Origin of the sequence: Longimicrobium terrae, from assembly GCF_014202995.1 — a bacterium.
GTDB classification, from domain to species: domain Bacteria; phylum Gemmatimonadota; class Gemmatimonadetes; order Longimicrobiales; family Longimicrobiaceae; genus Longimicrobium; species Longimicrobium terrae.
The window spans coordinates 16,507-42,202 of the sequence record NZ_JACHIA010000020.1; the positions used below are offsets into that span (position 1 = coordinate 16,507).

At 69.3% G+C, this 25,696-nt stretch carries 21 protein-coding genes and 1 tRNA gene; 9 read left to right on the forward strand and 13 right to left on the reverse strand.

What is annotated here, in order from left to right; genetic code table 11:
- Positions 1-3: 3 nt before the first annotated feature.
- From gmk to HNQ61_RS22655, 7 genes are all read right to left on the reverse strand, one after another.
- Positions 4-657: a guanylate kinase gene (gmk, locus tag HNQ61_RS22625; protein ID WP_205762225.1), complete on the reverse strand. Its 654-nt coding sequence runs from the start codon at positions 655-657 to the stop codon at positions 4-6.
- A complete protein-coding gene (locus HNQ61_RS22630) occupies positions 654-1,535 on the reverse strand; it encodes a YicC/YloC family endoribonuclease (RefSeq protein ID WP_170040006.1) in 882 nt (293 codons plus the stop codon). Before HNQ61_RS22630 ends, gmk begins: the two co-directional genes overlap by 4 nt.
- A gap of 286 nt (positions 1,536-1,821) precedes the next feature.
- Positions 1,822-3,009: a hypothetical protein gene (locus HNQ61_RS22635; protein WP_170040008.1), complete on the reverse strand. Its 1,188-nt coding sequence runs from the start codon at positions 3,007-3,009 to the stop codon at positions 1,822-1,824.
- A 369-nt stretch (positions 3,010-3,378) separates the two neighbouring features.
- Positions 3,379-5,322 (reverse strand): TonB-dependent receptor plug domain-containing protein, encoded by a 1,944-nt coding sequence (locus HNQ61_RS22640; protein WP_183685810.1) that lies wholly within the window; start codon positions 5,320-5,322, stop codon positions 3,379-3,381.
- Positions 5,319-6,842, reverse strand: coding sequence for a leucyl aminopeptidase (locus HNQ61_RS22645; protein WP_170040012.1), 1,524 nt, complete (start codon positions 6,840-6,842; stop codon positions 5,319-5,321). The genes HNQ61_RS22640 and HNQ61_RS22645 overlap by 4 nt, the downstream gene beginning before the upstream one ends.
- A 235-nt stretch (positions 6,843-7,077) precedes the next feature.
- Complete coding sequence (gene icd / locus HNQ61_RS22650) at positions 7,078-8,382, reverse strand: NADP-dependent isocitrate dehydrogenase (protein WP_170040014.1); 1,305 nt, start codon at positions 8,380-8,382, stop codon at positions 7,078-7,080.
- A gap of 121 nt (positions 8,383-8,503) precedes the next feature.
- Positions 8,504-9,637, reverse strand: a complete 1,134-nt coding sequence (locus HNQ61_RS22655) for a citrate/2-methylcitrate synthase (RefSeq protein ID WP_170040016.1) — start codon at positions 9,635-9,637, stop codon at positions 8,504-8,506.
- A gap of 235 nt (positions 9,638-9,872) precedes the next feature.
- Here HNQ61_RS22655 and HNQ61_RS22660 point away from each other — a divergent pair, with 235 nt between their 5' ends.
- Positions 9,873-10,379, forward strand: coding sequence for an RNA polymerase sigma factor (locus HNQ61_RS22660; RefSeq protein WP_184430773.1), 507 nt, complete (start codon positions 9,873-9,875; stop codon positions 10,377-10,379).
- Between the two features lie 288 nt (positions 10,380-10,667).
- Here the strand turns inward: HNQ61_RS22660 and HNQ61_RS22665 are convergent, their stop codons facing one another.
- Positions 10,668-11,192 carry a TraR/DksA C4-type zinc finger protein gene (locus HNQ61_RS22665; protein ID WP_205762227.1) on the reverse strand — a complete coding sequence of 175 codons (525 nt, stop codon included), beginning with the start codon at positions 11,190-11,192 and terminating at the stop codon, positions 10,668-10,670.
- A 4-nt stretch (positions 11,193-11,196) separates the two neighbouring features.
- Here HNQ61_RS22665 and HNQ61_RS22670 point away from each other — a divergent pair, with 4 nt between their 5' ends.
- Positions 11,197-12,210, forward strand: a complete 1,014-nt coding sequence (locus HNQ61_RS22670; protein WP_205762229.1) for a putative sulfate exporter family transporter — start codon at positions 11,197-11,199, stop codon at positions 12,208-12,210.
- 928 nt (positions 12,211-13,138) lie between these two features.
- Here HNQ61_RS22670 and HNQ61_RS22675 read toward each other — a convergent pair.
- The 5 genes from HNQ61_RS22675 to HNQ61_RS22695 all read right to left on the reverse strand — a co-directional run bounded on the left by HNQ61_RS22675 (position 13,139) and on the right by HNQ61_RS22695 (position 18,253).
- Positions 13,139-13,576, reverse strand: a complete 438-nt coding sequence (locus tag HNQ61_RS22675) for a hypothetical protein (protein WP_170040024.1) — start codon at positions 13,574-13,576, stop codon at positions 13,139-13,141.
- 81 nt (positions 13,577-13,657) lie between these two features.
- Positions 13,658-14,239 carry a hypothetical protein gene (locus HNQ61_RS22680; protein ID WP_170040026.1) on the reverse strand — a complete coding sequence of 194 codons (582 nt, stop codon included), beginning with the start codon at positions 14,237-14,239 and terminating at the stop codon, positions 13,658-13,660.
- A 268-nt stretch (positions 14,240-14,507) separates the two neighbouring features.
- On the reverse strand, positions 14,508-16,946 hold the full coding sequence (locus tag HNQ61_RS29325) for an Ig-like domain-containing protein (RefSeq protein ID WP_170040028.1): 2,439 nt from the start codon (positions 16,944-16,946) through the stop codon (positions 14,508-14,510).
- A gap of 446 nt (positions 16,947-17,392) precedes the next feature.
- Positions 17,393-17,475: transfer RNA gene (locus tag HNQ61_RS22690), tRNA-Leu, on the reverse strand.
- Positions 17,476-17,488: 13 nt separating this feature from the next.
- Positions 17,489-18,253, reverse strand: coding sequence for a hypothetical protein (locus HNQ61_RS22695; protein WP_170040030.1), 765 nt, complete (start codon positions 18,251-18,253; stop codon positions 17,489-17,491).
- Positions 18,254-18,422: 169 nt separating this feature from the next.
- Here HNQ61_RS22695 and HNQ61_RS22700 point away from each other — a divergent pair, with 169 nt between their 5' ends.
- The 7 genes from HNQ61_RS22700 to HNQ61_RS22730 all read left to right on the forward strand — a co-directional run bounded on the left by HNQ61_RS22700 (position 18,423) and on the right by HNQ61_RS22730 (position 25,587).
- Positions 18,423-19,067, forward strand: coding sequence for a TetR/AcrR family transcriptional regulator (locus HNQ61_RS22700; RefSeq protein WP_170040032.1), 645 nt, complete (start codon positions 18,423-18,425; stop codon positions 19,065-19,067).
- A gap of 72 nt (positions 19,068-19,139) precedes the next feature.
- Positions 19,140-19,967: an enoyl-CoA hydratase/isomerase family protein gene (locus HNQ61_RS22705; protein WP_170040034.1), complete on the forward strand. Its 828-nt coding sequence runs from the start codon at positions 19,140-19,142 to the stop codon at positions 19,965-19,967.
- A 546-nt stretch (positions 19,968-20,513) separates the two neighbouring features.
- Positions 20,514-21,983 carry an aldehyde dehydrogenase family protein gene (locus tag HNQ61_RS22710; protein ID WP_170040036.1) on the forward strand — a complete coding sequence of 490 codons (1,470 nt, stop codon included), beginning with the start codon at positions 20,514-20,516 and terminating at the stop codon, positions 21,981-21,983.
- Positions 21,984-22,096: 113 nt separating this feature from the next.
- Positions 22,097-22,321 carry a type II toxin-antitoxin system HicB family antitoxin gene (locus HNQ61_RS22715; RefSeq protein WP_205762231.1) on the forward strand — a complete coding sequence of 75 codons (225 nt, stop codon included), beginning with the start codon at positions 22,097-22,099 and terminating at the stop codon, positions 22,319-22,321.
- A 67-nt stretch (positions 22,322-22,388) separates the two neighbouring features.
- On the forward strand, positions 22,389-23,594 hold the full coding sequence (locus HNQ61_RS22720) for a thiolase family protein (protein WP_170040038.1): 1,206 nt from the start codon (positions 22,389-22,391) through the stop codon (positions 23,592-23,594).
- 11 nt (positions 23,595-23,605) lie between these two features.
- On the forward strand, positions 23,606-24,394 hold the full coding sequence (locus HNQ61_RS22725) for an enoyl-CoA hydratase/isomerase family protein (protein WP_170040040.1): 789 nt from the start codon (positions 23,606-23,608) through the stop codon (positions 24,392-24,394).
- 710 nt (positions 24,395-25,104) lie between these two features.
- On the forward strand, positions 25,105-25,587 hold the full coding sequence (locus HNQ61_RS22730) for a hypothetical protein (RefSeq protein WP_170040042.1): 483 nt from the start codon (positions 25,105-25,107) through the stop codon (positions 25,585-25,587).
- The last annotated feature ends 109 nt before the right edge of the window (positions 25,588-25,696 follow it).

Consider the following 25,696-nt stretch of genomic DNA (forward strand, 5'->3'; position numbering starts at 1 on the left):
GCCTCAGCCCGCGTCCGAGCCCAGGTTTCGTTCGATCTCCGCCGCGATGGCGTTGATCAGCCCATCCAGCGGCGGATGGGGGCGCACGGCCCCCGCCCGCCCGTCCAGGATGGCTTCCACGTCCGCCACGGCGTGGTCCAGCTCGTCGTTCAGCACCACGTGGTCAAACCGCGGCGCTTCGGCGATTTCGTCCCGCGCATTCCGCAGGCGGCGGCGCACTGCTTCGTCCGCCTCGCTGCCCCGCCCCGTCAGCCGCTGCACCAGCACGCGTCCGGAGGGGGGGAGGATGAAGACCAGCACCGCTTCCGGCACCGCGGCCCGCACCTGCGCCGCTCCCTGCACATCGATGTCCAGCAGCAGAAACGCCCCGGCCGCGTGCGCCCGCCGCAGTTCGCTGCGCGGGGTGCCGTAGAAGTTGCCGTGCACCTCCGCGTGCTCCAGCAGCTCGCCGCCGGCAATCATCCGCCGGAACTCGTCCACGTCGACGAAATGGTAGTGCACCCCGTCGCGCTCGCCCGGGCGCGGAGACCGCGTTGTGGCGGAGACGCTGAAGACGACGTCCGCGCGCCGCTCGCGCAGCCGGCCGGCGATGGTCGTCTTTCCCGCGCCGCTGGGAGCGCTGAGCACCAGGGGAAAGGGAGCGGAGGGGACCGTCACTCCACGTTCTCCACCTGCTCGCGAAGGCGCTCCACCTCTTCCTTGATGGCGATCACGCGGTGGGCGATCCCCGCGTGGTTGGCCTTGGAGCCGATGGTGTTCGCCTCGCGGTGCATCTCCTGGACGAGGAAGGACAGGCGCTTGCCCACCGGCTCCGTCGCCTCGGCCGCCATCAGCTCGCGGAACAGCTCGTTGTGCGAACGGAAGCGCACCAGCTCTTCGTTGATGTCCCACCGCTCGGCCAGATGCGCGATCTCCTGCGCCAGCCGGTCCTCGTTCACCGCCACGCCGCCGCTCAGCTCGGCGATCGCCGTCCGCAGCCGGTCGCGCTCGGCGATCAGCCGCGCGGGGGCCAGCTCGGCGATGGCGTTCAGCGCCGTTTCGATGGCGGCGATGCGCCCTTCCAGGTCGTCCGCCAGGCGGCGTCCCTCGTCCTCGCGCATGCGGGCGGTGGCGCGCGCGGCATCTTCCACCACAGCGCGCAGCTCCTCCACGTCCAGCTCCGCCTTCGCCCCGTCGTCGTCGCGCACGATGACGTCGCCAAAGCGCAGGAGCGAGGCGAGGTCCGGCTCGCCGCCCACGCCAAAGCGCTCGCGCAGGTCGGTGAACAGCGCCAGGTAGGCGCGGACACGCTCCTCATCCAGCGAAAGCCCGAACGCCGCCGCGCCCGAAGCGCCGGCGGGCTCCAGCCGCAGCGAGCCGTTCACGTGCCCGCGCGAAAGCTCGCCGCGCAGCCATTCGCGCAGCTGCGGCTCCCACTTCGACAGCGAAGGGGGCGTACGAAAGTTTACGCTCAGGTGGCGGTGGTTCACGGTGCGGATTTCCACGCGCAGCGTTCCCGCCGCCGTTTCCCGCGCCGCTTCCCCAAACCCCGTCATGCTCCGGATCATCGCGCCCGCCGTAAGAGGGACGGCAATTTTACCCCGTAACCGGCCGCCAGTCAACGGAACGGTCGGCCCCATCCATCGGACGGCGGGGCCGAATTCAGCATCCGCGCCGTTTTTCCATCGTCGTGCCTCCACGTCCGCCTGCATCGGCGGCCCGGACGGGTCCGCGGCCCGGCCGCAGGCGGAAAACGAGAACCCTCTCCCGCCGGTGGCGGGAGAGGGTTCTGTCCACACTCGATGTGCGCCGCCTTCGCCGGACGGCGGGCGCGCGCCAGGGCTAGGGCCAGGGAGTGACGCGGATGTCCGCGGAAACGCGCACCGACTCGCAGGTCTGCTGGTAGCCGCACGCAACCGGCTGTGTCCACGCCTTGTTCACCAGCCCGTTTCCGTTCACGAAGTCGCTGTAGTACCAGATGTTCTGGCCGAAATCGTCGTCCGTGTTCGGCCACGGGTCCGATTCGTACAGCCGGATCACGAGCCAGCGGCTGGAGTCCGTGATCCGCTGGCTGAAGATCTGGTCGAACTTGTTCCAGTACTTGGCGAAGCTGTCGCCTGTGTTGATTCCCTCGTACCGCAGCGTGTGCGTGTCTTCCACGTACGAGGGATCGCTGGAACCGGGAGGGGTGGAATGGCGGAGCGTCGCGCGGAACTCGTACTCCTCGTCACCCCACTCGGTGTCGCCGTCCTCCGTCACATTGAATCCTTCCATGAAGATGCCGGAAGGAGGGGTGGGGGGGACGTACTGGCACTGCGGGAGCGAAGGATCATAGAAGCAGGGATCCTCCTCTTCGTCGCCGGGCTCGCAGATGAGCACGTCCGGGGCGCAGGCCGATTGATAGGTCACGGTGACCCCGTCGGCCTCTTCCATGTCCTGGATCACGTCCGCCGAAGAGGCGCCCGCGTACAGCGGACGCAGGCCCTTCCGCTCCGCCGGGTGCAGCATCAGCATGGGCTGGGCGGGCACCCCGTCGGCGAGGCGGAACTGCCGGGAGGTTCCATCCGACGCGTACGCCGTCACCGCGGGAGCGTCCGGGTCCATCGTGGCGGCGACCATCACCGAACCGGTTCCCGCCCACCGGGTGCGGTGCTCGCGGAAGGGAGCGTAGAAGTCGGTGACGGGAAGCGCGTCGATGCGGCGCAGCAGCGATTGCGCGTCCGTCCGCCCCGCGAGCGCGGCCGCGGCGATCACGCGCTCGCCCTCGGGGGTGCGTGCCCAGCTCTGCAGCACGAGCTTGTGCTCGTTCAGGCGCGAGCGCCGCATGGACGCGCGCACGTCCACGCGGGCGTCCTGCCGCGCCAGCCCCAGCGCCAGCACGCGGGCGACGTCCTGGAGTTCGCTGGCGTTTGACGCGCCCGGAGCACTGGGAGCCAGGTCCGCGGGAAGGGTGGGCGCATGCTCCGCGCACGCTCCCAGGAGAAGGGCGCAGGCGGTGCCCGCGGTGAGGATGATCCTTCGGTTCAGCATGGAAACCTTCAAGGAGGAGGGAGAAGCGGCCGCGGAAAACATTCGTTCCGCGCCGCCATCGAGAGTACAGGATCCCCAACCCCCACTACCAACCATTTCCAGCCACCGGACAAACGAGTTGAAAGAGCGCACCACGCCTGGTTTCCACGACCGAAAAGGTGCGCTCATACGGATGCAGACCGTTCATTCGCGGGCTCTCTCCGGCGAGCAGACGATCCAGCGGAGGGGTCCGCCGGGGGCGCCGGGAGACTTCCATCCGCGACACCCGGCGGTGCCGGCGCGAACTTCCGGATCCTCATCGGGGGGGTTGAAGAACAAAAAGGCGCGCGGCCGGAGCCGCGCGCCTTTTTTCCATCCACCCACGCGTGATCAGTCGCGGAAGAACCAGCGCACGCCAAAGAGCGAGCGCGCGCCGGGGAGCGTGAGCCCCGGGATGTCCGCGGCGGTCCGCCGGTTCAGCAGGTTTTCCGCGCGGTAGAAGGCGCGCACGTCCAGCACGCGGATCTGCACGAACAGGTTGGCGATCAGGTACGGCTCCGTCAGCGCCGTCAGCGCGCCCGTGGTGGCGTCCAGCGACACGGCCCGGTCGCGCCCCAGCAGCTCCGCGCGCAGCGTGGGCTCCAGGTTGCCGTCCTTGTACACGCCGTGAAACTCCAGCGCCGCGCGGCCGAAGCGCGCCGGCGTGTACGGCCGGTCCGGCACGGCAAAGAAGTCCGTGTAGTGCGCGTCGAACCGAAGCTGGCGCCAGAAGAGGGGGACGGACGCGTACGCCTCCACCCCCGACACCGTGGTGCCCGCCGCCGGCTGCGTCCCGCGGTCGAAGTAGAAGCCGTACGGCACGGTTCCACCCAGGTCGTGCACCACGAAGGCGGCGCCCGCCTGCACCGCGCCCCGCGTCCACTCCGCGCCCGCCCGCACCGCCGCCAGCGTGGGGAAGATGTCGGGAAAGTCCACGATGGGCACCGTGTCCAGCGCGGGGATGGACGGATTGATCACGTTCCCCAGGTTCTGCACCACCTCGCTGGTGTCGCGCCAGTAGCGGATGGCGCGCGTGCCCGTGGCGGCCTGGCCGAAGAGGGACACGCCGCGCCACGCCCCGGTGCGCGCCGCGGCCTCCAGCTCCACCCCCGTGGACCCGCCCCAGCTTCCCGCGCGAACCTCGCCCCAGGCCGAGATGGCGCGCCCCGGCGTGAGTTCCGCGCGCAGCGACGCTTCCGCCCCGCCCGCCGCGAAGCCCTCGTCGTCCACGCCGCGGTAGCGCAGGGCGCCTTCCAGCCGGCCCAGCGGAATGTCGGCCACGGCGCGGGCGTACGCCTGCACCGCCTCGCGCTCCAGGGTGATGGTGTCGCCCCCGCCCGGCCGCTGCCAGCTGCGGCCCACCGCGCCGTCCACCCACACGTCGCCCAGCACGCGTCCGCGCGCCCGCAGCATCAACTCGCCGCGGTCGTACGCTTCCGTGGGAAGGGTGGCCCGCGTGCCGTTGAAGGCGAACGAGCGCTCCGCGTCCACCGCGGTGGAGCGGTACTCCAGTTCCAGCGCGCGGTCGGCGGAAAAGGCGTAGCTCAGCCGGCCGAAGCCCGTGTTGGCGCTGAACGGCTCCGCCCGGCGGAAGCCGCCGGTCTCCACCACGTCCACCCCCACCGTGGCCACCATCCGCTGCCCCAGCGGGCGCGAAAACAGGCCCCGCAGAATGCGCGTGGCGTAGTCGCCCTCGCCACCTTCAATCTGCGCGTACGGCCGCCGGTCCGTCAGCCGCAGCGTCTGAATGTCCACGCGGATCTCGCCCAGCCCGCGGAACACGCGGACGGCCGACACATCCACCAGCGGAATGCGCTGCAGTTCGGGAGACGAGGCGTTCAGCCCCGGCATCTCCCATCCATCCAGAAACACGCGCAGCCGCCCGCCGCCCCCGCCAAAGGCCGCCACGCCCGCCGGACGGCCGGGGCTTCCTTCGCGGGTGACGACGATGCCGGGAATGCGGTCCAGCAGGTCCAGCATGGACAGGCCGTGAAAGCGCGCCAGCTCCACCGGCCCGAACACCCACACTCCGGGCCCGAAGCCGGTTTCGCGCGGCTCGGGAAGGAGCGGAAAGACGGGCGCGGGCAGGGTGCTGTCCGCCGGGACGGAGTCCGCGGCGGGGCGGTCCGGAAGCGTGTCGGCGCGCACGTTGGGATCGGCCACGAGCGCGCTGTCCTTGCGCACCGTGTCGCGCGCGGCGGGCACCTGCGCGCGAAGCTCCGCCGCGGCGACCAGCACCGCGGCGAACGCGCAGAGCAGCGCGGGAATCCCCCGCCGGAACAGGCGCGGCGTCATGCGGGGGACGGCGTCTCCCGGCGGGCGGCGCGGCCCATCACCCACTGTACGAAGATGCGGGTGGGGACGCCGGTGGAGCCCTTGCTCAGGTAGCTGAGCTTGCCCTCGCCGTACGCCGTGCCGGCCACGTCCAGGTGCACCCACGGCCAGTCGCCCACGAACTCGCGCAGGAACCACGCGGCGGTAATCGTTCCCGCCGGGCGTCCGCCGCTGTTCTTGAGGTCCGCGTAGTCGCTCTTGATCTGCTCGCGGTAGTCGTCAAACATGGGCAGCGGCCAGCAGCGCTCGCCGGTGTGCTCCCCCGCGGCGATCACCTCGTCCAGCAGCGCCTGGTCGTTGCCCAGCACCGCGGTGGCGGCGTGGCCCAGCGCGATCACGCAGGCGCCGGTCAGCGTCGCCGCGTCCAGCATGGCCGCCGGTTCGTACTTTTCCGCGTAGCTGATGGCATCCACCAGAATCAGCCGCCCCTCCGCGTCGGTGTTGACGACCTCGATGGTCTTGCCGCCGCGCCCGCGGATGATGTCGCCCGGCTTCATCGCCTTGGAGCCCAGCAGGTTCTCGCTGCTGGGGACGATGCCCACCACGTTGACGGGGAGGTTGAGTTCGGCGATGGCCTGCATGGCGCCCAGCGTTCCGGCGCCGCCGCACATGTCGAACTTCATCTCCTCCATCCCCTGCGCGGGCTTGATGCTGATGCCGCCGGCGTCAAAGGTGAGGCCCTTGCCCACGATGACCAGCGGCTTCTCGCCCTCCGCGCCGCCGCGGTGCTCCAGCACGATCAGCCGCGGCTCCTGCGCGGAGCCGGCGGCCACGGCCAGCAGCGCGTCCATCCGCTCGGCCCGCATCTCCTCCGGGCCCAGGATGGTGACCGTCATCCCCTGCTCCGCCGCGATGCGCTCCGCCGTCTGCGCCAAGTACGTCGGCGTCGCGACGTTGCCGGGGAGATTGCCCAGCGTGCGCGCCAGGTTCTCGCCGCGCGCGATGATCTCGCCGATGCGCGCGCCTTCCGCGTATTCCGCCGCGTCCGCGCCTTCGGGGAGAAGAAGGACGGCCTCGCTCAGCGCCGCGCGGGCGGGAGCGGCGGGATCCTCGGTCTTCCACTCGCGGAAGTCGTACGCGCCCAGCACCAGCCCCTCGGCCAGCGCGCGCGCCGCCTCGCGGGACGCCACGGCGGACGCGGGGACGGCGAACGCCACGGACGAGGCGCGGGACTTGGCGGCCTGCTCGGCGGCGCTCCCCGCAGCGCGGCGCAGCCGCTCCGGGGTGAGGTCCGCGCCCCTGCCCACGCCCACCATCAGCACGCGCTCGGCCGCGGCCGTGCCCGCGGGGGGAAATACGACCACGGTTTCGCCAAAGGCGCCGCGCACGTCGCCGCGCGCCAGCAGCGCCGCGAGGTGGCCGCTCATGGCATGGTCCAGCGCGGTGAACGCCGCGTCCTGCGTATCGCCCTGCAGAACGGGAATCACCAGCAGGGGAGCCGCGTGCCGCGCCACGTCCGCGCGGACGGCCGAGATCTTCATAAGGTCAGCGGACAGGTGAATGGAAGACAGAAAAAGAAAGTACCCAGTGCGCGGGATCAAGTGCCAGGAGGCGAAGTACCCAGGATCAGGTGCCCCGGATCAGGCGCCCGGTACCCGGGAGCGGGTACCCGGTCCCCGGTGCCGGAATGCGGTGGACCGGACGCGCCGATCCACCGCACTCACGCACTCACGCACCCCGCACTCACGCACTTTTCGTCCGTGAGCACTTCCCTCCCTACCCCATGTTCTCGATGATCTTCCGGCCGAACTCCGAGCACGACACCTTGGTGGCACCTTCCATCAGCCGCTCGAAGTCGTACGTCACCGTCTTCTGGCGGATGGCGCCTTCCAGCCCGGTGACGATCAGGTCCGCGGCCTCGGTCCATCCCATGTAGCGCAGCATCATCTCGCCGCTGAGGATGACGGAGCCGGGGTTGACCTGGTCCTTGCCGGCGTACTTGGGGGCCGTGCCGTGCGTGGCCTCAAAGATGGCGTGGCCGGTCAGGTAGTTGATGTTGGCCCCCGGCGCGATGCCGATGCCGCCCACCTGCGCCGCCAGCGCGTCGCTCACGTAGTCGCCGTTCAGGTTCAGCGTGGCGATCACGTCGTAGTCGCGCGGACGCGTAAGGATCTGCTGCAGGAACGCGTCGGCGATGCTGTCCTTGACCACCATGCGGCCGGCGGACTCCGCCTCCTTCTGCGCCGCGTTGGCGGCGTCCTCGCCCTGCGCGTCCTTGATGCGGTCGTACTCCGCCCAGGTGAACACCCGGTCGCCGTACTCGCGCTCGGCCAGCTCGTAGCCCCACGTCTTGAAGGCGCCCTCGGTGAACTTCATGATGTTCCCCTTGTGCACCAGCGTCAGCGACTTGCGCTTGTTGGCCAGCGCATAGTCCAGCGCCGAGCGCACCAGCCGCTCCGTGCCCTCGCGGCTCACCGGCTTGATGCCGAAGCCGGACGTCTCGGGGAAGCGCACCTTCTTGTAGCGCGGGCCGAACTGCTCCTGCAGCAGCGCGCGGAACTTCGCGGCGTCTTCGGTGCCTTCCTCGAACTCGATGCCGGCGTAGATGTCTTCCGTGTTTTCGCGGAAGATTACCATGTCCACGTCGCCCGGGCGCTTCACGGGGGACGGCACGCCCTCGAACCAGCGCACGGGGCGCAGGCAGGCGTACAGGTCCAACTCCTGGCGCAGCGCCACGTTCAGCGAGCGGATGCCGCCGCCCACGGGCGTGGTGAGCGGGCCCTTGATGCCGACGAGGTACTCGCGGAAGGCGTCCAGCGTGGCCGAGGGAAGCCAGTCGCCGGTCTGGTTGAAGGCCTTTTCGCCCGCCAGCACTTCCATCCACACGATGCGGCGCTTGCCGCCGTACGCACGCCGCACGGCCTCGTCAAAGACGGGCTGCGAGGCGGCCCAGATGTCGGGCCCCGTGCCGTCGCCCTCGATGAAGGGAAGAATGGGCGCATCGGGAACGCTGAGCGTGGTCCCGCTGATGGTAATGCGCTCGCCGTCGGTGGGGACGGACGGCCGCTGGTCGCTCGCCATGGTGCGTCTCACGGAAAAGTGCGTGGTCTGAAGTGCGGGAACGGGTACGTCCCCGCCGAAACGAAAGCGGGGCGCGGCGGGGGTTCCGCCGCGCCCCGGAAGAGCGGTGCAAGCCGCCGGATCAGCGCTCCGAGAGCGGCGTCACCTTGCGGTCGCGCGGCCCGATGTAGTCCGAGCCCGGGCGGATGAGCCGGTTGTCGGCGTACTGCTCCAGCAGGTGCGCCGTCCACCCCGGCATGCGGGCGATGGCGAACACGGCCGTGAACAGGTCCATCGAAATGCCCAGCGTGCTGTAGACCGAAGCCGAGAAGAAGTCCACGTTGGGGTAGATCTTCTTTCCCTTCTTTTCCATCTCTTCCGCCATGACGGCGCGGATGCGGTCCGACAGGTCCAGCCAGCGGGTTTCGCCCGCCTCGGCCATGATCTTGTCGGCCAGTTCGCGCAGCACGGTGGCGCGCGGGTCGGTGGCCTTGTACACGCGGTGGCCGAAGCCCATGACCTTCTTGCCGCCCGACAGCGCGTTGCGGACCCAGGCGCCCGGGTCTTCGCCGCTCTCGTCGATTTCGCGGAGCATGTTCATGACCTCCACGTTGGCGCCGCCGTGGCTGGGGCCCTTGAGCGTGCCCAGCGCCGAGGTGACGGCGCTGTACACGTCGGCCAGCGTGCCGGCGGTGACGCGCGCGGCGAAGGTGGAGGCGTTCATGCCGTGCTCGGCGTGCAGCACGAGCGCCACGTCCATGGTGCGGACGCGGGTTTCGTTGGCTTCCTCGCCGTTGAGCATGTACAGGAAGTTGGCCGCGAAGCCCAGGTCCGGCTTGGGATCCAGCGGCTCCTTGCCGTTCCGCACGCGCTCGTACGCCGCCACGATGGCCGGCGTCTGCGCGGTCAGGAAGATGGCCTTGTGACGCACCGACTCGATGCTGATGTCATCGGCGTCGGGGTCGAACATGCCCAGCGCCGACACCGCGGTGCGCACGGCGGCCATGGGATCCGCATCCGTGGGATAGTTGCGGATCATTTCCACCACTTCAGGACGCAGCGTCGCATGCTTGCGCAGATGCGCGCTGAACTCCTCCAGCTGCGTGGGGGTCGGCAGTTCGCCGTTCCACAGCAGGTAGCACACCTCTTCGAAGGTGGTGTTGCGTGCGAGGTCGTCGATATCGTACCCCGCGTAGATGAGTTCACCCACCTCGCCGTTGATGTCGCTCAGGCGGGACTGCGCGACGACGACCCCCTCGAGACCCTTGGCAGCCATTTCAGCTTTCTCGGACGCAATTGCGAAAGTACATTCCGGCCACCGCTGGCCGGTACGCGCGTTGTGCGCAGCATGGTCCGGGCCAGCGGAACTGCGGCAACATAGCAAGGGCCCCCAGGGCCCGCAAGCGCGCAGCCAGCGGCGCGGAGGATGCGGAAGCACTCACGCGCGCGCACTTTTTCTTCCCCGGACGGCAACGCTTTTGGAGTCGGCGAGCGACGCGGAACTGGTAGGCATGGTTCTGGACGGCCAGACCGGCCGATACGAGGTCCTGGTGCGCCGGTACCAGGATACCATGTACCGCCATGCCTTCGGGATGGTGGGCGACGCCGACGCGGCCGCCGACCTGGTGCAGGACTCGCTGGTCAAGGCGTACACCCGGCTGGGCACCTGCGACCCGGACCGGTTCGCGGCCTGGCTGTTCCGCATTCTGCGCAACCGCTGCAAGGACTGGCTCAAGAGCCGCCGCCGCCGCGACGTGTCGCTCACCGACCAGGACGTGGCCGCGCCGGGTTCGGCCGATCCCCTGCGCGCGCTGGAGGCGGGCGAGGCGGGCCGCGTGATCGTGGAGGCGCTGGGCAGGCTGCCGGAGGGGCAGCGCGAGGCGTTTCTGATGAAGCACGTGGAGGGACGCAGCTACGAGGAAATGGCCGGCATGCTGGGCGCCGGGGTGAGCGCGCTCAAGATGCGGGTGATGCGCGCGCGGGAGGCGCTGCAGGCGATGCTGGGGGATCAGGTGTAGGGAGTACGGAAGTGCGTGAGTGCGGGGTGCGTGAGTGCGTCAGTGCGCCGGCCGCGGGGTCGCGGTGATGGCGGCGAACGTCACGTTGTTGAGAGAGGCGCCGCGCGGTACCTTCCTGCGCCTCAGACTTGGGCGCCGGCGGAGGGTTCCGCGCCATACCCGCCCGCGAGGATTGCACGCCACGCGAATCGCCGTGAGCAGACAGGTCTGCTCACGGCGATCGTGGTTGGGTGGATCAGGCGCGCCGCCGCCGGAAAGGAGGGGGCGCCGGCCGCCAGTGGCAGAAAATCAGGCCGGGTGGGCGGTGCCGTCGGCTTCGCGCGGGTCGGCGTCGGCATCGGAGGCTTCGTCGCGGGCGATGGCGTGCTCCGCGCACAGCCGCGTCTCGGGAATCACCTCCAGCCGCGCCATCTCGATCTGCTTTCCGCAGACGTCGCACAGCCCGAACTGCTCCGGCTCCTTGTACAGCCGCTCCAGCGCTTCGTCCAGCGCGTACAGCCGGCGCCCCTCCACGCTGGCCATCAGGAACTGCTTCTCCTGCTCGTGCTGCTCGGTGGCATAGTCGGCCATGTGCTGGTCCATGCCGCTCAGCTCGCCCGTGCGGTCCCGCAGCTCGTCCGACAGTTCGTCGAAGTGGCCGATGGAGTCCTGCGCGCGCTTGCGCTCGTCCAGCAGCCGCTTCTCAATCAGGCTGCGCTCGTTTTCCTGAAGCATGTGGGTTACGTTCCGGTCCTGGTGAAGGGCGGTTCGCCGCCCCTGCCGCAGCCGCGCCCCGTCAATCTCCGTGCCTGCCCCGCGCAGCCCACTACGCATCGCCGTGTCCGACACTCGCAGCCGCTGGTCCGCTCCCCTCCCCGGCCTCCTTCTGGCCGCCGCCGTCACCGTCGCCGCATGGGCCCTTCAGGGGGTGGAAGAACGCCTTTTCGGCCACGCGATCGTCGAGGCCATCGTTCTCGCCATTCTGCTGGGAATGCTGCTGCGCACGGCGTGGAAGCCGGGGCCGCGCTGGGAGCCGGGGATCAAGCTCGCCGCCAAGCAGGTGCTTGAAATCGCCATCGTGCTGCTGGGCGCGTCCGTCAACCTGCCGCTGCTGCTGAGCGCCGGGGCACCGCTCGTCATCTCCATCCTCCTCGTGGTCGTGGGCGGGCTGGCGGCCTCGTACGGGCTGGGGCGCGCGCTGGGGCTGAACCCGCGCCTGGCCACGCTCATCGCCTGCGGAAACGCCATCTGCGGCAACTCGGCCATCGCCGCCGTGGCGCCGGTGATCGGGGCCGACAAGGAGGACGTGGCGTCGTCCATCGCCTTTACCGCCGTGCTGGGCGTCATCGTCGTCCTCGGCTTGCCGCTGCTGATTCCCGTCCTCGCGTTCAGCGACTACCAGTACGGCGCGCTGGCGGGGATGACGGTGTACGCCGTGCCGCAGGTCATCGCCGCCACCTTTCCCGTCAGCGCGCTGAGCGGCGAGGTGGGCACGCTGGTCAAGCTGGTGCGCGTGCTTCTGCTGGGCCCCATCGTCGTCTTCTTTTCGCTGCGCAACCGCAAGATCGGCGAACGCAAGCTGTCCGCCGGATCGCTCATTCCCTGGTTCATCACCGGCTTCCTGGTGCTGGCGATGCTTCGCTCGATCGGCCTCATCCCCGCGGAGGTCGCCGGGCCCGTGCGCGAGGTGTCGCGGTGGATGACGGTGATCGCCATGGCGGCGCTGGGGCTGGGCGTGGACGTGCGGGTGCTGGGCAAGGTGGGCGGACGCGTGATCGCGACGGTGACGGGATCGCTCATCGTCCTCATCACCCTGAGCGCCGCGCTGATCCGCTTCTTCGGCATCGGCTGATCCACACCGGGCGATCCTCGTCGTCCCAAGCGGAGCCCGGTCGATCCTCATCGTCACCCGACCTGGTCCGCATCGAACAGAAAGAAAGCCCGGCACCTCGCGCGAGGTGCCGGGCTTTCTTGTGTCAACGCATCGGACGCGGGGCACGAACAGACACGAGTCACGCCGTCTCAAAAGATGATCAGCAGATGGAACCGCCACGGACGCCCGAACCTCAACCCGGAAGCTGCGGACCGCACGCGTTCAGGAACCCGCATTGATCTCTGGATGATCAGACGGGCCCCACTCAAGCAGGCCAGTACGCGGCGGCGGGACTCCGCCGGAGTTCGGCGCTGCGCAACGTGTCCGGCCACGCAGCGCGGCCTGAACCGTGTCCACGTGACCAGCCCGGACGACGATGCGGCCACGGAGCCCGTCGTGACCGATGGCCCGGGCGAAAACACCGTACGTTCCCGCAGGAATCGAATCCCATCGAACGATTCCCGCCCCATCCATCCCTGACCGCCGCAGAGACTCATCCGGATTCGAGACCCGGGGATCCGCATGCAGGGAGACGATGACCTTCTGCAAGCCGGCGGTCTGATCCCTGACCCGGGTCGCGCGAATCACCAGAGACCCCATTCCCTCGCCCGCCTCTCGATACGGTGCGCCCTGGACGATCCGGATCGAACCGGGCTGTCCATCAGGAGCAGCGCATTCTGGATTCCGGCGTCCCAGGCAGCCACCCATGAGCATGCCCGCGCAAAGCGCAACAGCCGATCGTGAACGCATTCCTCGTCCTCGCTCCTGAAAATCACCGCTGATTTGACAGAGGCGCAGGCCCGTCGCGGGCTCTCTGTCGCGCTGAATCGCACCGCCCATCCACTCGAGCTCCGTCGTTCCCTGCTCCGGGGCGGCGTACGAAACACCACGGAGATCGCCGGTGCTCTCAGAACTCGCTGTCCAGGAACACGGAGGTGACAACCCAGGATTCAGCAACGGGTCTGACCGAAACGGACAGCTTTTCAACAGCTCCATCGGACGTGAATGAAAAGAAGGCCAGCATGCGGGAGTCCCGCTTCCCCGGGTACAGACCCCGAAGCTTCAATCCATTGGCGGCGTCCAACAGCAGCGCGCGACGGCTGCCGTGCAGGCCAGCAAACCGCCTTGGCTGGTCCCCTTGGGACAACCCACGCAGAGTCAGTGTGTCGCCGCGTGCAGCAGCCCGCAGAAACTCTTTTGTCGTACGTGTGATTTCTTTCCCGTTCCGGGCATGGGGGCTCGCACACCCGGAAAGCAGCAGCAGGCCCACAATGACTCGCCCAAAACCTGCCCGCATCGCCCAACCTGTGCCGAGGCGCGTGGCGCCGGTGATGAATGCTCTCATGACCGATTCACTTTGAGCAACGGAGCCCGGCACCTCGCGGAGGTGCCGGGCTTCTCGCATCCGCGGATCTCGATCCACCGTTCACCTCGCAAGGCTCCGGCGCACACCCCAGACGAGCGCCAATACCGGCCAGAGCAGCCACACCGTCCCGAACCCCCACAGGACGATGCCCAGGTGCCGCGGATTCGCGCCGCCCACGTCGGACGCGTAGGAGGCCACCCATTCCGCCACCGCGAACAGCCCGGTCCACGCCAGACCCGCGACCGCGACGGGCACCAGCCCGCGCCGGTCCCACGTGTTCTGGCGAAGCGAGAACACCGTCACCGCCGCGAGCGGCAGCGCCAGCAGGGCGAACGGGCGAAACCATTCCGGAGCGGCCAGCAGCAGCCGGATGTGCAGCGGCGCCGCGTAGGACTGCAGGCCGATCATGATCCAGACCCACATGGCGGCCAGCAGCAGCCAGAGTGCGAGCACCCCATTCCTTCGCCCCACGCCCACCACGATCCCGACGATCACCAGCCATGCGAGCAGACCCGCCAGCGCCTCCACCGCGGGCCTGAACCCGCCAAAGACCGCCGCCACCAACACCAGAACCATCGTCGCGGCCCCCGCCGCCGCCAGTCCCGCGCGGAGCGCCGGCAGCCGATCTCCGCGACTGCTCATCTGCAAACCTCGCTTGTCACAGAAGCCTGTGGCCAGTCATGCGGATGGATGAAGTCCGGCGCCGTACCCGCCGGTTCGCGCAGGTGAAGCCTCACGGCAGTATGGTAACGCTTTCCGCCGTTGTTGCGGCAGATTCATCTGCTCCAGCGGAGAACACACGGCGCCACGCGTGCGATCCATCCACCAAGAAAACGGCCCGCCCGGCGATTGCCGGACGGGCCGATTTGAGGAGCCGGTCGCGCGGCCGGAGCCGCGCGATCGACCGGGACTACTTGGTGCGCACGATCGACAGCGCGAACGGAGTCGTGGGCGCAACGCCGCCCGACAGCGCCGTCACCTTGCCGAACTTGCTGGCACCCACGCTGAACCGCTGGTACGTGGTGCCGCCGCCGGCCGAGTGGTTCACCGTGAGCGGCACTCCGCTGGTGAGCGCACGCACCTGCAGCGAGTAGCTTCCGTACAGGATCTGGTGCATCGACCGGAAGTTCCAGCTGGGAATCGTGTAGATCGGCGAAACCCCGGTGACGGCGTCGTCCGTGTACATGGCCGCATCGAAGTCGCGCACCCACTCCTGCGGGCTCACACCCAGCACGGTGGCCAGGTTGGTGAGGCCGGCCTGCTGCGAGTTGGACAGATCGTACCACAGGGTGGCGTCCGAGGCGTTCTTGCGGTCAGCCGCGTACCGCAGGAAGGCCCACACGGCGCCGCGCGTGGCCAGAACGTCGTTGCCCTTGAAGGCGCCCGACGTGTCGGGGCGCTGCATCCACGTCCGCAGGCGGCCGAAGTTGGCGCTGGCGTACGTGTTGTACGCGGCCACCCGCTTGCTGTTGAGCTGAATGCCCGACACCGCGTTGGTGCCCGCCGCCACGTTCTGCCGCGGCGACATTCCGGACGCGCGGTAGAACATCAGTTCCTCGGCGATGTGGCTGAGGCCCTCGTTCAGCCACACGCTCTCGTACTGCGTGAAGCCGTCGTTCACGTACATGCGGCGCGACGCGTTGGTCAGGTGCTGCAGCTCGTGGGCGATGGTGCCCACCGTGCCGCCACGGACGTAGCTCACCGTCCGCACGTTGCTGTTCACCACCCCCGTGGGATCCGGCACCAGCATGTAGAACATTTCGCCCTCGTTGCTCAGCGTGCACGAGCCGGGGGCCGAGCTGTACAGGTCGCGGGCCGAGAAGTAGCCGGCCACGACGGACGACGACGCGGGGGGCGAAAGCTCGTTCACCGCGCGGGTGTAGAAGGCGATCACGCGGCCGTTCTCGTCCAGGTCCGCCGGCGCGCCGAAGGCGACGGAGTCCGTGGCGTACACCAGCGTGTCGAACTCCATCGCGATGCTGTCGTACTGCGCCGTGGTGAAGCCGCCCGCCGGGTTCGACGTGTCGGACACGATGATGATGTGCTGGCCGACGGAGCGCACCATGCCCGCGCGGTCGCCGCGCGTTCCGCTGCAGCCGCTGACGGTGTTCAGGTTCATGATGTCGCCCACCGTCGGCACGCCGATGGTGATGTTGCGGCGCGCTCCGCCCGTGCGGGCGCCACGGCGAACCAGCGACGAAGGCTTGCGCATCACCGTGGACACGTCGCGCAGGTCACGCTCCATCATGGAGATGTGCAGATCCTCGTTCTGCTGCAGCGCGGCGTCGGACGTGGCGTTCAGGCGCGGCAGGCCGCCCGGAAGCAGCGACGGCGACGGCGGGCCGGTGACGGCGCCCGTTCCCGTAGCGGTGACCGTGAGCGAAAGCGCGCCCGAGGTGGCCAGGTTCACCGGCATGTACGTGAACTCGGCGCCGGCGCCGCCGCCCGCGATGCACAGGTTGGACGCGCCGGGCATGGTGGTGGAGACCACTTCGCCCACGGCCAGGTTGTAGCACACCGCCACGGGGATGGAGGCGGTGCGCGACCCCGACACGGCCGAGATCAGCGTGCTGCCCGGGGCCACGGCGGTGATGACGCCGCTGGCGTCCACGGTGGCCACGCCGGTGTTGCTGCTGGACCACGTGACCGACTGGTTGGCCTCCGGGTTGTTCACCACGTTGTACACCGTGGCCGACACCTTCACCGTGTCCGAGGCCACCAGCGTGTCGCGCGAGCGCGCCAGCGTGATGAAGCCCTCGGGGTACTGCACCTGCGCGCGGACATACACTTTGAACACGAAGCCCGTCGCGCCGCCGGACACCTGGAACTGCCAGTTCTTGGCCGGGGACACTTCATTCTGCGACAGCACCTCGTCGTACTGGAAGTACGGCTGGTTCTCGCCGGTGAAGTCGTCGCTGCCGGTGGCGTTGAACACCGACACCGAGCCCGCGCCCGTGGAAGTGGGACCCTGGTGAAAGAATACCTTGATGGCTTCCGGATCCAGCGTGGTGCCGTTGGTGGTGCCCAGCGACTGCATCAGCAGGTTCTGCACGGTGGCGTCAAAGCTGAAGATGCCCGTGCCCTCGTCGTTGGAGAGGTTGCTGGCCTGCAGCTTCACGTACGTGTTCTGGTTGCCCACGATCACCGCGGCGCTGCCGGCGCCGGTGGGGGCGGACGGCGTGCAGCCGAAGGTGGCCGTCGGCTTGACGGTGACCTTGCAGTCCAGCGCCACCACGGTCGAGGGCGTGGTGGGGCGGGTTTCCGGAGTGAGCGGGCCGCCGTCACTGTCGCACGCGGCGAGCACGGCGAGCAGCAATCCGGCGCAGGTGAGGCGCGTGGATCGAATCATGTCCGAATGGGGATCGGCGTGGACGGGAAGATGCCGCGCGGAGGTGGGATGGGAAACCGCGGCGGAACCCGGCTAATGTATCGAGGAACCCTGATCCCGTCAACTGTCGCAGATCGCGAGGCAGATGCTCAGGCTCTTGCTACCAAAGGGCTTGGCGGTTCCTGAGCGGTGGCGCAACGTATCAGTGAAGCCCTGCCGCCCGGTCACGGGCAGATGACGGAGCCGCTCCCGCCCTCGCGGGCCGCACCGGGCCGGATGCGCCAATCCCGCACGCGCCGCGTCGGCAAACGGTGGGAATTGTTTCTACCGGATGCGCCGGCACACGAGCGCATGAAACGCCCGGATCGCGCGCACGGCGGGCCGTGACGTGTTGATTCTTGTAAAAAAGCCGGAGGGGAGAAAACGGAAGCGGCCCGCCCCACGGTCATGTGGAGCGGGCCGCCTGATGCCCGGAGTGGGACTCGAACCCACAAACCCTCACGGGTGGCAGATTTTGAGTCTGCTGCGTATGCCATTTCGCCATCCGGGCCCGCGGCGCAAAACTAACGCGGAGCCGGCGCGGAATCAACCAGTCCCGCCGCGGGCGGCGCGTCCAGCAGTTGCAGCGCGTACACGGCCCGGCGCAGGGCGCGGATGCTGTCTCCCCCGGCCAGCCCTTCGCGGGCGCCGGCCAGCAACCGGCGCGCGCGGGCCCCGTTCTGCCCCGCCCCGCCGGCGGCCAGCCGCGCCTCGGCGCTGGCCAGCAGCCGCAGCCCCACCGCCATGGGCCCCTGCCCCCGCGCGGCCACCGTTCCCCGCGCAATCAGCAGCACGGCGGCGGAGGTGTCGCGGGCGGAAAGCGCCGCGCGGGCGGAATCCGCGCGCGCCGCCACAGAGACAGCGGCGGAATCCAGCGCGGGGTAGCGGCCGTGCTCCATCCGCTCACGGGCGCGGTCCGTCCACGCGTCCAGCGCGGCCAGCGGCTCCAGCACCCGGCGCGGGTCCGGAGCGCGGCTCACCGAACCGGCCGCCAGGAGCAGCGCCTGGTCTTCCATCGCCAGCGCCTCCTCCACCCGCCCCGCGGCACGCGCCCGGCCGGCGGCGGCGTGCAGCCCGCGCACCCCGTCCCGCGCCGGCGACCCGGGCGCGGCGTAGCGCAGCCAGGTGTCCGCGCGCGCCATGCCCACGGGCTCGGCCACGGCCACCCACTCGGTGCCGCCCGCGAACTGCACATACGAGCCGGGCCCGGTGGGGCCGTCCTGGCAGGCGGCCAGCGCCAGCAGGGGGGCCAGCGCCAGAAGCAATCGCGAACGGAGGGGGTTGGGCATGCGGCGGGATTCGGGGGGACCACGGCCGTACGGGGGAGAACCGCAAGCTATACGAAGTCGTGACAGATGGTCAAGCGGAAGCCGGCCGGCGTGCTTGACACCGTTTCCGCGCGCGGGATAGGTTAGCGGACGGACGTTCGACATGCCCGACCCGGAGGCCACACGCTCGATGACGGACGAGAGAAGCGCGTACGACGAAAAGCTGGAAAGCATTCTTCGCACCGCCGCGCAGATCTTTGCGGAGAAGGGCTACCACCAGGCCAGCATCCGCGACATCGCCCGGGCCACGGGGGTCAGCCTATCGGGGCTGTACTACTACTTCAACAGCAAGGAAGAGCTTCTCTTCCTCATCCAGGACCACGCGTTCGGAACGCTGCTGGACCACCTGGAGCGGCTGCTGGACGGCGTGGCCGAGCCGCACCGCCGGCTGCGGCTGCTGATGGAGAACCACCTGCGTTACTTCGTCGCCAACACGGCGGAGATGAAGGTGCTTTCGCACGAGGCCGAGGCGCTCACGGGCGACTTCCGCCGCCGGGTGAACGCCAAGAAGCGCAGGCTGACCGAGACGGCCATGCAGATCCTGCAGGAGATCCGCCCGGCCGGCGACCTGGATGCGCGCGTGGCGACCTTTGCCATGTTCGGGATGATGAACTGGCTGTACAACTGGCACCGCGCCGAGCGCGACGTGCCGGTGGACCGCATCGTGGACGACATGTACCGCATCTTCGTGGAGGGCTACGCGCCCGACAACGCCGCGGTGCCGGCGCTGGCGCGCGAAACCTCTCCCGGCGAAGAGCGCCCGTCCATCTGGTAGCGCCGCGCACTCGTGCGCGGCGCCGCCGATTTTGTCATTTTCGCTAACTTTCTTTGAACCGGAGCAGACCTGATGGCCACGCTGTCCGCTGACGTGCCGACCGAGACCCAGACGCTGGTGCACTACGAGGTGAGCGACGGCGTCGCCCTGTTCACCCTGGACGATCCCCCGGCCAACACGTACACGCACGAGATGATGCGCCAGATCGACGCGGCCATCCTGCGCGCGCGGTTCGACGCCACGGTGGACGTGATCGTGATCACGGGCAAGGGCGACAAGTTCTTCTGCGCCGGCGCCAACATCAACATGCTGCAGAAGGCCGATCCCACCTGGAAGTACTACTTCTGCCTGCACGCCAACGAGACGCTGCTCAAGCTGGAGCACACGCCCAAGCTGGTGATCGCGGCGCTCAACGGCCACACGGTGGGCGGCGGGCTGGAGATCGCCATGGCGGCGGACCTGCGCATCGCGCGGCGCGGCGCCGGCAAGATCGGCCTTCCCGAGGTGGCGCTGGGCGTGCTTCCGGGCACGGGCGGCACGCAGCGCCTGACCAAGCTGGTGGGCACCAGCAAGGCCATTGAGCTGATGGTTCAGGGCAACAACCTGGACTTTGACCAGGCCGCGGCCATGGGCATCGTGAACCAGGTGCTGGATTCGGAAAGCCGCGACGGCTTCCTGGAGCAGGTGATGGCGTACGCCAAGCAGTTCACCCGCCCCAACAAGGCGACGTTCGCGGTGGGCAACATCAAGCGTTCCTGCCAGAGCGGCGCGGAACTGCCGCTGGAGCAGGGTCTGGCGCTGGAGCGCGAACTGCAGGCGCTGCTGTTCAACTCGTCGGACGCCAAGGAAGGGCTGAACGCCTACGTGGAGAAGCGCACGCCGCACTTCACCGGCAAGTAAGCTCGGGGAAAGGAACGGGGCCGGGCTGCGGGTGGCCCGGCCTCGTTTTCGTTTGGGGGATGAAGGGCAGGAGGGTTGTTGGAGGCGGGTGGTCTGGTGCGCGAAGCGGAGGTGGACGCGTGCTCACGCTGTCTTGAGCGAATGAATCCGCCGCTCAAACCGCGGGAACCCCGACACCAGCCGCTGGCGCGTCCGGTTCGGGGCTTCAACCGCACCGGGGCCGACGGTTCCGGTGTGAAGTCTCCCCTCTCCGTGCGGCTGTTTGCACGCGGAGGGGCCGGGTGAGGGCAAGCTTCGGGCGCACACCGCGCCTCGTCGCCCGCGCCGGACAGCTCCCCCTCTCCCGCTTGCGGGAGAGGGGGCTGGGGGGAGAGGGGTGCCTCAGCATGCGGCTGGCACGGTCGATCCCGGCTTTTGTCGCCCGGACGAGATCCCGCCCGCTGGTGGCTCGCGGCGGTCCGGCGCAGTACTATCGTGTCCATCATCGCGAAACAATCACCCCGCTTCGGCGGGACGGCAGTCTGGCACGTTCAAACACACGGGAACATGAGCGATACGGCGACGCTGGAGATTCAGCCGGGACGGCTGTTCATCGGGGGCGAGTGGCAGGACGCCGCCTCGGGCAGGACGTTCGACACCATCAACCCCGCCACCGCCGAGACGCTGACGCAGGTGGCCGAGGGCGGCGCCGCGGACGTGGACCGCGCCGCGCACGCCGCCCGCGAAGCGTTTGAGAGCGACTCGTGGCAGAAGCTGGATGCCCGCAAGCGCGGCCGCCTGCTGTACGCCATTGCCGACGCCATGGAGGAGCGCGCCGACGAGCTCGCCCGGCTGGAAACGATGGACAACGGCAAGCCCGTGCGCGAGGCGCGGATGATCGACATCAAGGAGTCGATCGACTGCTTCCGCTACTACGCCGGCTGGGCCGACAAGATCGACGGCGACGTGATCCCCGTCCCCGGCCCCTACCTGAACTACACGCGGCGGGAACCGGTGGGCGTGTGCGGCGCCATCATCCCGTGGAACTACCCGCTGCAGATGGCCGCGTGGAAGGTGGCCCCCGCCCTGGCCTGCGGAAACGCCGTCATCCTCAAGCCCGCCGAGCAGACGTCGCTGACCGCGCTGGAACTGGCGCGCATCGCCTCGTCCGCCGGGCTCCCCGCGGGGATCCTGAACGTGGTCACCGGCTTTGGCGAGGACGCCGGCGCCGCGCTGGTCGCCCATCCGCAGGTGGACAAGATCGCGTTTACCGGCAGCACGGCGGTGGGCAAGATCATCCAGCGGCAGGCGGCTGACACGCTCAAGCGCGTTTCGCTGGAGCTGGGCGGCAAGAGCCCCAACATCGTCCTGGAAGACGCCGACGTGGACGCGGCCGTGCGCGGCGCCAGCATGGCCATCTTCTACAACACCGGCCAGGCCTGCACCGCCGGTTCGCGCCTGCTCGTCCATGAGAGCATCCGCGACGAGTTCGTGGAAAAGCTGCTGAAGCGCGCCGCAGGCTTCGTTCCGGGCGACCCGCTGGATCCCAAGACGCGCCTGGGGCCGCTGGTTTCGCAGGAGCAGATGGACCGGGTGATGGGCTACATCGAACAGGGCAAGAACGAAGGCGGCAACCTGCTGATGGGCGGCGACCGCGTGGAGGTGAACGGCAAGGCGGGCTACTTCATCAACCCGACCATCTTTGGCGACGTCACCTCGCGCATGACCATCGCCTGCGAGGAGATCTTCGGGCCGGTGCTGGCCGTGCAGACCTTTTCCGACATGGACGAGGCGCTGGAGATCGGCAACAGCACGGAGTACGGGCTGGCCGCCGCCGTGTGGACCAAGGACGTCCGCAAGGCGCACGTGGCCGCGCACCGGCTGCGCGCCGGCACGGTGTGGATCAACACGTACCACAACCTGGACACCGCGTCGCCCTTCGGCGGCTACAAGCAGTCCGGGTACGGCCGCGAACTGGGCCGCCACGCGCTGGACCTGTACACGCAGGTCAAGAGCGTGTGGGTGAATCTGGGATAACGGAAGTGCGTGAGTGCTGGGTGCGTCAGTGCGTGAGTGCTGCGTCCCAGGTTCAAGTGCCCAGTGCCGGTTTCGGCGCTGGGCACTCGGTCTTACTTTGCGGGAGCGATTGGATGGAATTGCAGGTGACCGCGATCTTTCAGCAGGTTCCGGAAGGCTGGATCGCGTGGGCGCAGGAGATTCCCGGCGCCATGACGCAGGGCGATACGCTGGACGAGGCGCGGGAGAACCTGATCGATGCCGTCCAGCTTCTGGTCCTCACGCGGCGCGAAATGGATGACGAGTTGCACGCCGGAATGCCCATGATCCGGGAGCAGCTTTCCATCCGCATCGAATGATCCGCCCGGCCTGACGACCGGCCCTGGGCACTGGGTACTTGAAACTGAGCACTTCCTTTCTCTTCTCATGACCGACGCTTTCATCCTCGACGCCTGCCGCACGCCGGTGGGGCGCTACAACGGCTCGCTGGCCTCCGTGCGGCCCGACGACCTCGCCGCCCACGTCGTGCGGGCGCTGGTGGAGCGCACCGGCATCGACCCGTCCCTGGTGGACGACGTGATCTTCGGGTGCGCCAACCAGGCCGGCGAAGACAACCGCAACGTGGGCCGCATGGCCGCGCTCCTGGCCGGCATGCCCGTCACGGTCGCCGGGCAGACGGTGAACCGCCTGTGCGGATCGGGGCTGGAAGCGGTCCGCAGCGCCATGCACGCCATCCGCGCGGGTGAGGGCGAAACGTTCATCGCCGGCGGCGTGGAAAGCATGACGCGCGCGCCCTGGGTGATGCTCAAGCCGCAGGAAGGGTTCGCGCGCGGCGTGCCCGAGATGGCGGATTCGCTCCTGGGATGGCGGTTCGTGAATCCCAGGATGCCGCCGGAGTGGACGGTGTCGCTCGGCGAGACGGCGGAGATCGTGGCGGAGGAGTTCCACGTGAGCCGCGACGACCAGGACGCCTTCGCCCTCCGCAGCCAGCAGCGCGCGGCGCAGGCCATTGCCAGCGGCCACTTCGCGGGCGAGATCGTTCCCGTCCCCGTGCCGCAGCGCAAGGGTCCGCCCAAACTGGTGGAGACGGACGAGCATCCCCGCGCCGACACGACGCTGGAGTCGCTCACCGGCCTCAAACCCGCGTTCCGCCGCGAGGGCGGCACGGTGACGGCGGGAAATGCGTCCGGGCTGAACGACGGCGCGTCGGCGCTGCTGGTGGCGTCCGGCGCCTCCGCGGAACGGCTGGGGCTGCGGCCGATGGCGCGCATCGTCGCGAGCGCGGTGGCGGGCGTGGAGCCGCAGCGGATGGGAGTCGGCCCGGTGCCGGCCGTCCGCAAGGCGCTGGCGCTGGCGGGGATGTCCATCGACCAGATCCAACTCGTGGAGTTGAACGAGGCGTTCGCGGCGCAGTCCGTCGCCTGCGTCCGCGAGCTGGGAATCGATCCGGAAATCGTGAACGTGTCCGGTGGCGCGGTCGCGGTCGGGCACCCGCTGGGGAGCAGCGGCGCGCGCATCCTCACCACGCTCGTACACGAGATGCGGCGGCAGAACGTGCGCTACGGGCTGGCCTCCATGTGCATCGGCGTGGGCCAGGGGATCGCGATGATCGTGGAGCGGGCGGACTCGTGAGCGTGACGGAGATGGCGGATTCCGTCCTGTCGAGCGTCGCCGACGGCGTCGCGCGGATCACGCTGAACCGCCCCGACCGGCTGAATGCGTTCGCCGGCGACATGCGCGACCGCCTGCACGACGCCATCGACGCCGCGGCTTCGTCCCCCGACGTGCGGGTGATCGTGATCACGGGCGCGGGGCGCGGCTTCGGCACGGGCGCGGACGTGGAGGTCATGAGCGACCTGCTGGGCCGCGGCGACGACACCACGTTTGCGCGGCTGGTGCAGTCGGGGATGCGCGTCATCCGCCGCCTGCGCTCCGTGGAGCAACCGGTGATCGCCGCGGTCAACGGGCCGGCGGCGGGCGCGGGCGCGGCGCTGGCGCTGGCGTGCGACTTCCGGATCGCGTCATCGCGCGCATCCATTGGTCTGACGTTCAACCGCATCGGCCTGCACCCGGACTGGGGCGCGACCTATTCCCTGCCCCGCCTGGTCGGCCCCGGCCGCGCGGCGGAACTGGTAATGACGGGGCGGATGGTGGACGCGGAAGAAGCCGGCCACATCGGCCTGTTCGAGCGCGTGGTCCCCGCGGAGTCGTTCGATGACGAGGTGCAGCGGCTGGCCGCCGAACTCGCCGCCAAGCCGCCGATGGCGCTGCGCCTGGCCAAGCAGTCACTCGCTACATCGCTGGATTCCGATCTGGACGCCATGCTGAACGCCGAACGCGAGCGGCAGATGGCCTGCTTCCGCTCCGCGGATGCCAAGGAAGGCATCACCGCGTTCAACGAAAAGCGCACCGCCGTCTTCCGCGGCGCGTAACGTTCATCCCGATCGGCGATCCCTTCGAGAATCCGAAGCTTTGGAGTCGGGCTCCGGGCTCAGAGGCTCCGAGGCTGGGGCGACTGAAGTCGCGGCAACAACGGCGCAAAGTCCGCCTGCGCGGACTGCATCCGCTGCTTTGGTGAGGTTCGACGAGCAATCGCGCATCCTCCCTTCCAGGAGCGAATGAATTCGCCGCTGGAAAGGCACGAAGTCCGCCTGCGCGGACTGCACCCGCTTCTCCACCGCGCTTCGGCCGCGGCGCCGCCGCCGGATCAATAAGCAGAGCCGTCGCTCGGCGTCATGCGCCCGACCTGTCCTGAGCGAAGCATTGCGGCGGGAACGCGCGGCAGGTGATACGGCTCAGACGCGGGCCCCGGCGCTCGCGGCGGGCAGATTCTTCGGCTCGCTACCGTCCACGACCCGCCGAAGCAGCGGCGGATCATTCGCTCTGGAGGCGGGCGCGCGGATGATGGCGAGGCAAACGGGAGCGGCGGCCACAGTCCGCGAAGGCGGACTTCGTGCTGTTCCAGCGGCGATTTCAATCGCTCCTGGAATGGCGGACGCGCCGGGGCTGATCGAGCCTCACCAAAGCCGCCGCCACAGTCCGCGAAGGCGGACTTCGCGCCGTTGTTGCCGCGATTTCAGTCGCCCTTTGCGGGCGGCGCGTCGGGTTGATCAACAGAGAACATCGCTCACAGTTCCCACATATGCCTGCTAACTTCGTGAAGCTGCGCAACCTTGTCATCGTCCTGTCCGCCGCCGCGCTAGCCGCGTGCGGTGGCGGAAGCCGTTCGCCCATGCCGCCGCGCGCCGCCCCGCCGTGGATGACCATCGGCCGCGCGACCGCCACCTTTTCGTCCGTCGACACGTCGCGCATCGTGACGGAAGGCAACCGCCGCGTGGTGTGGGTGCGCGCCGATTCGCTGGAGGTCGACACCACGGCGGCCGTGGCGGGAACCGGACGGGTGCACATCCGCGAAACGCAGCACCGCGTGGACTGCGGCGCGCGTACGGTGGAGGACCTGGCCACCATCCTCCGTGACGGCTCCGGCAAGCAGACGGGCGGAGGGGCCGAGCCCGCCGCCGCGCCGCGCCCCTTTGCCTCGCACCCGTTCGGCATGCGCTTCTTTCCCACCGTGTGCGAAGCCATCGGCGTCGCGGTGCGCAACCGCGAGCGCGAACGCGCCTGAGCCAACCCCGGCGCGGGGACGGGCGGCTCCCCGCCATCCGTCCCCCGCGCTTGCGGCGCCGCCCGCGGCCCGCGTATATCAACGGCTTCCCTGCTGCACGACACCCATC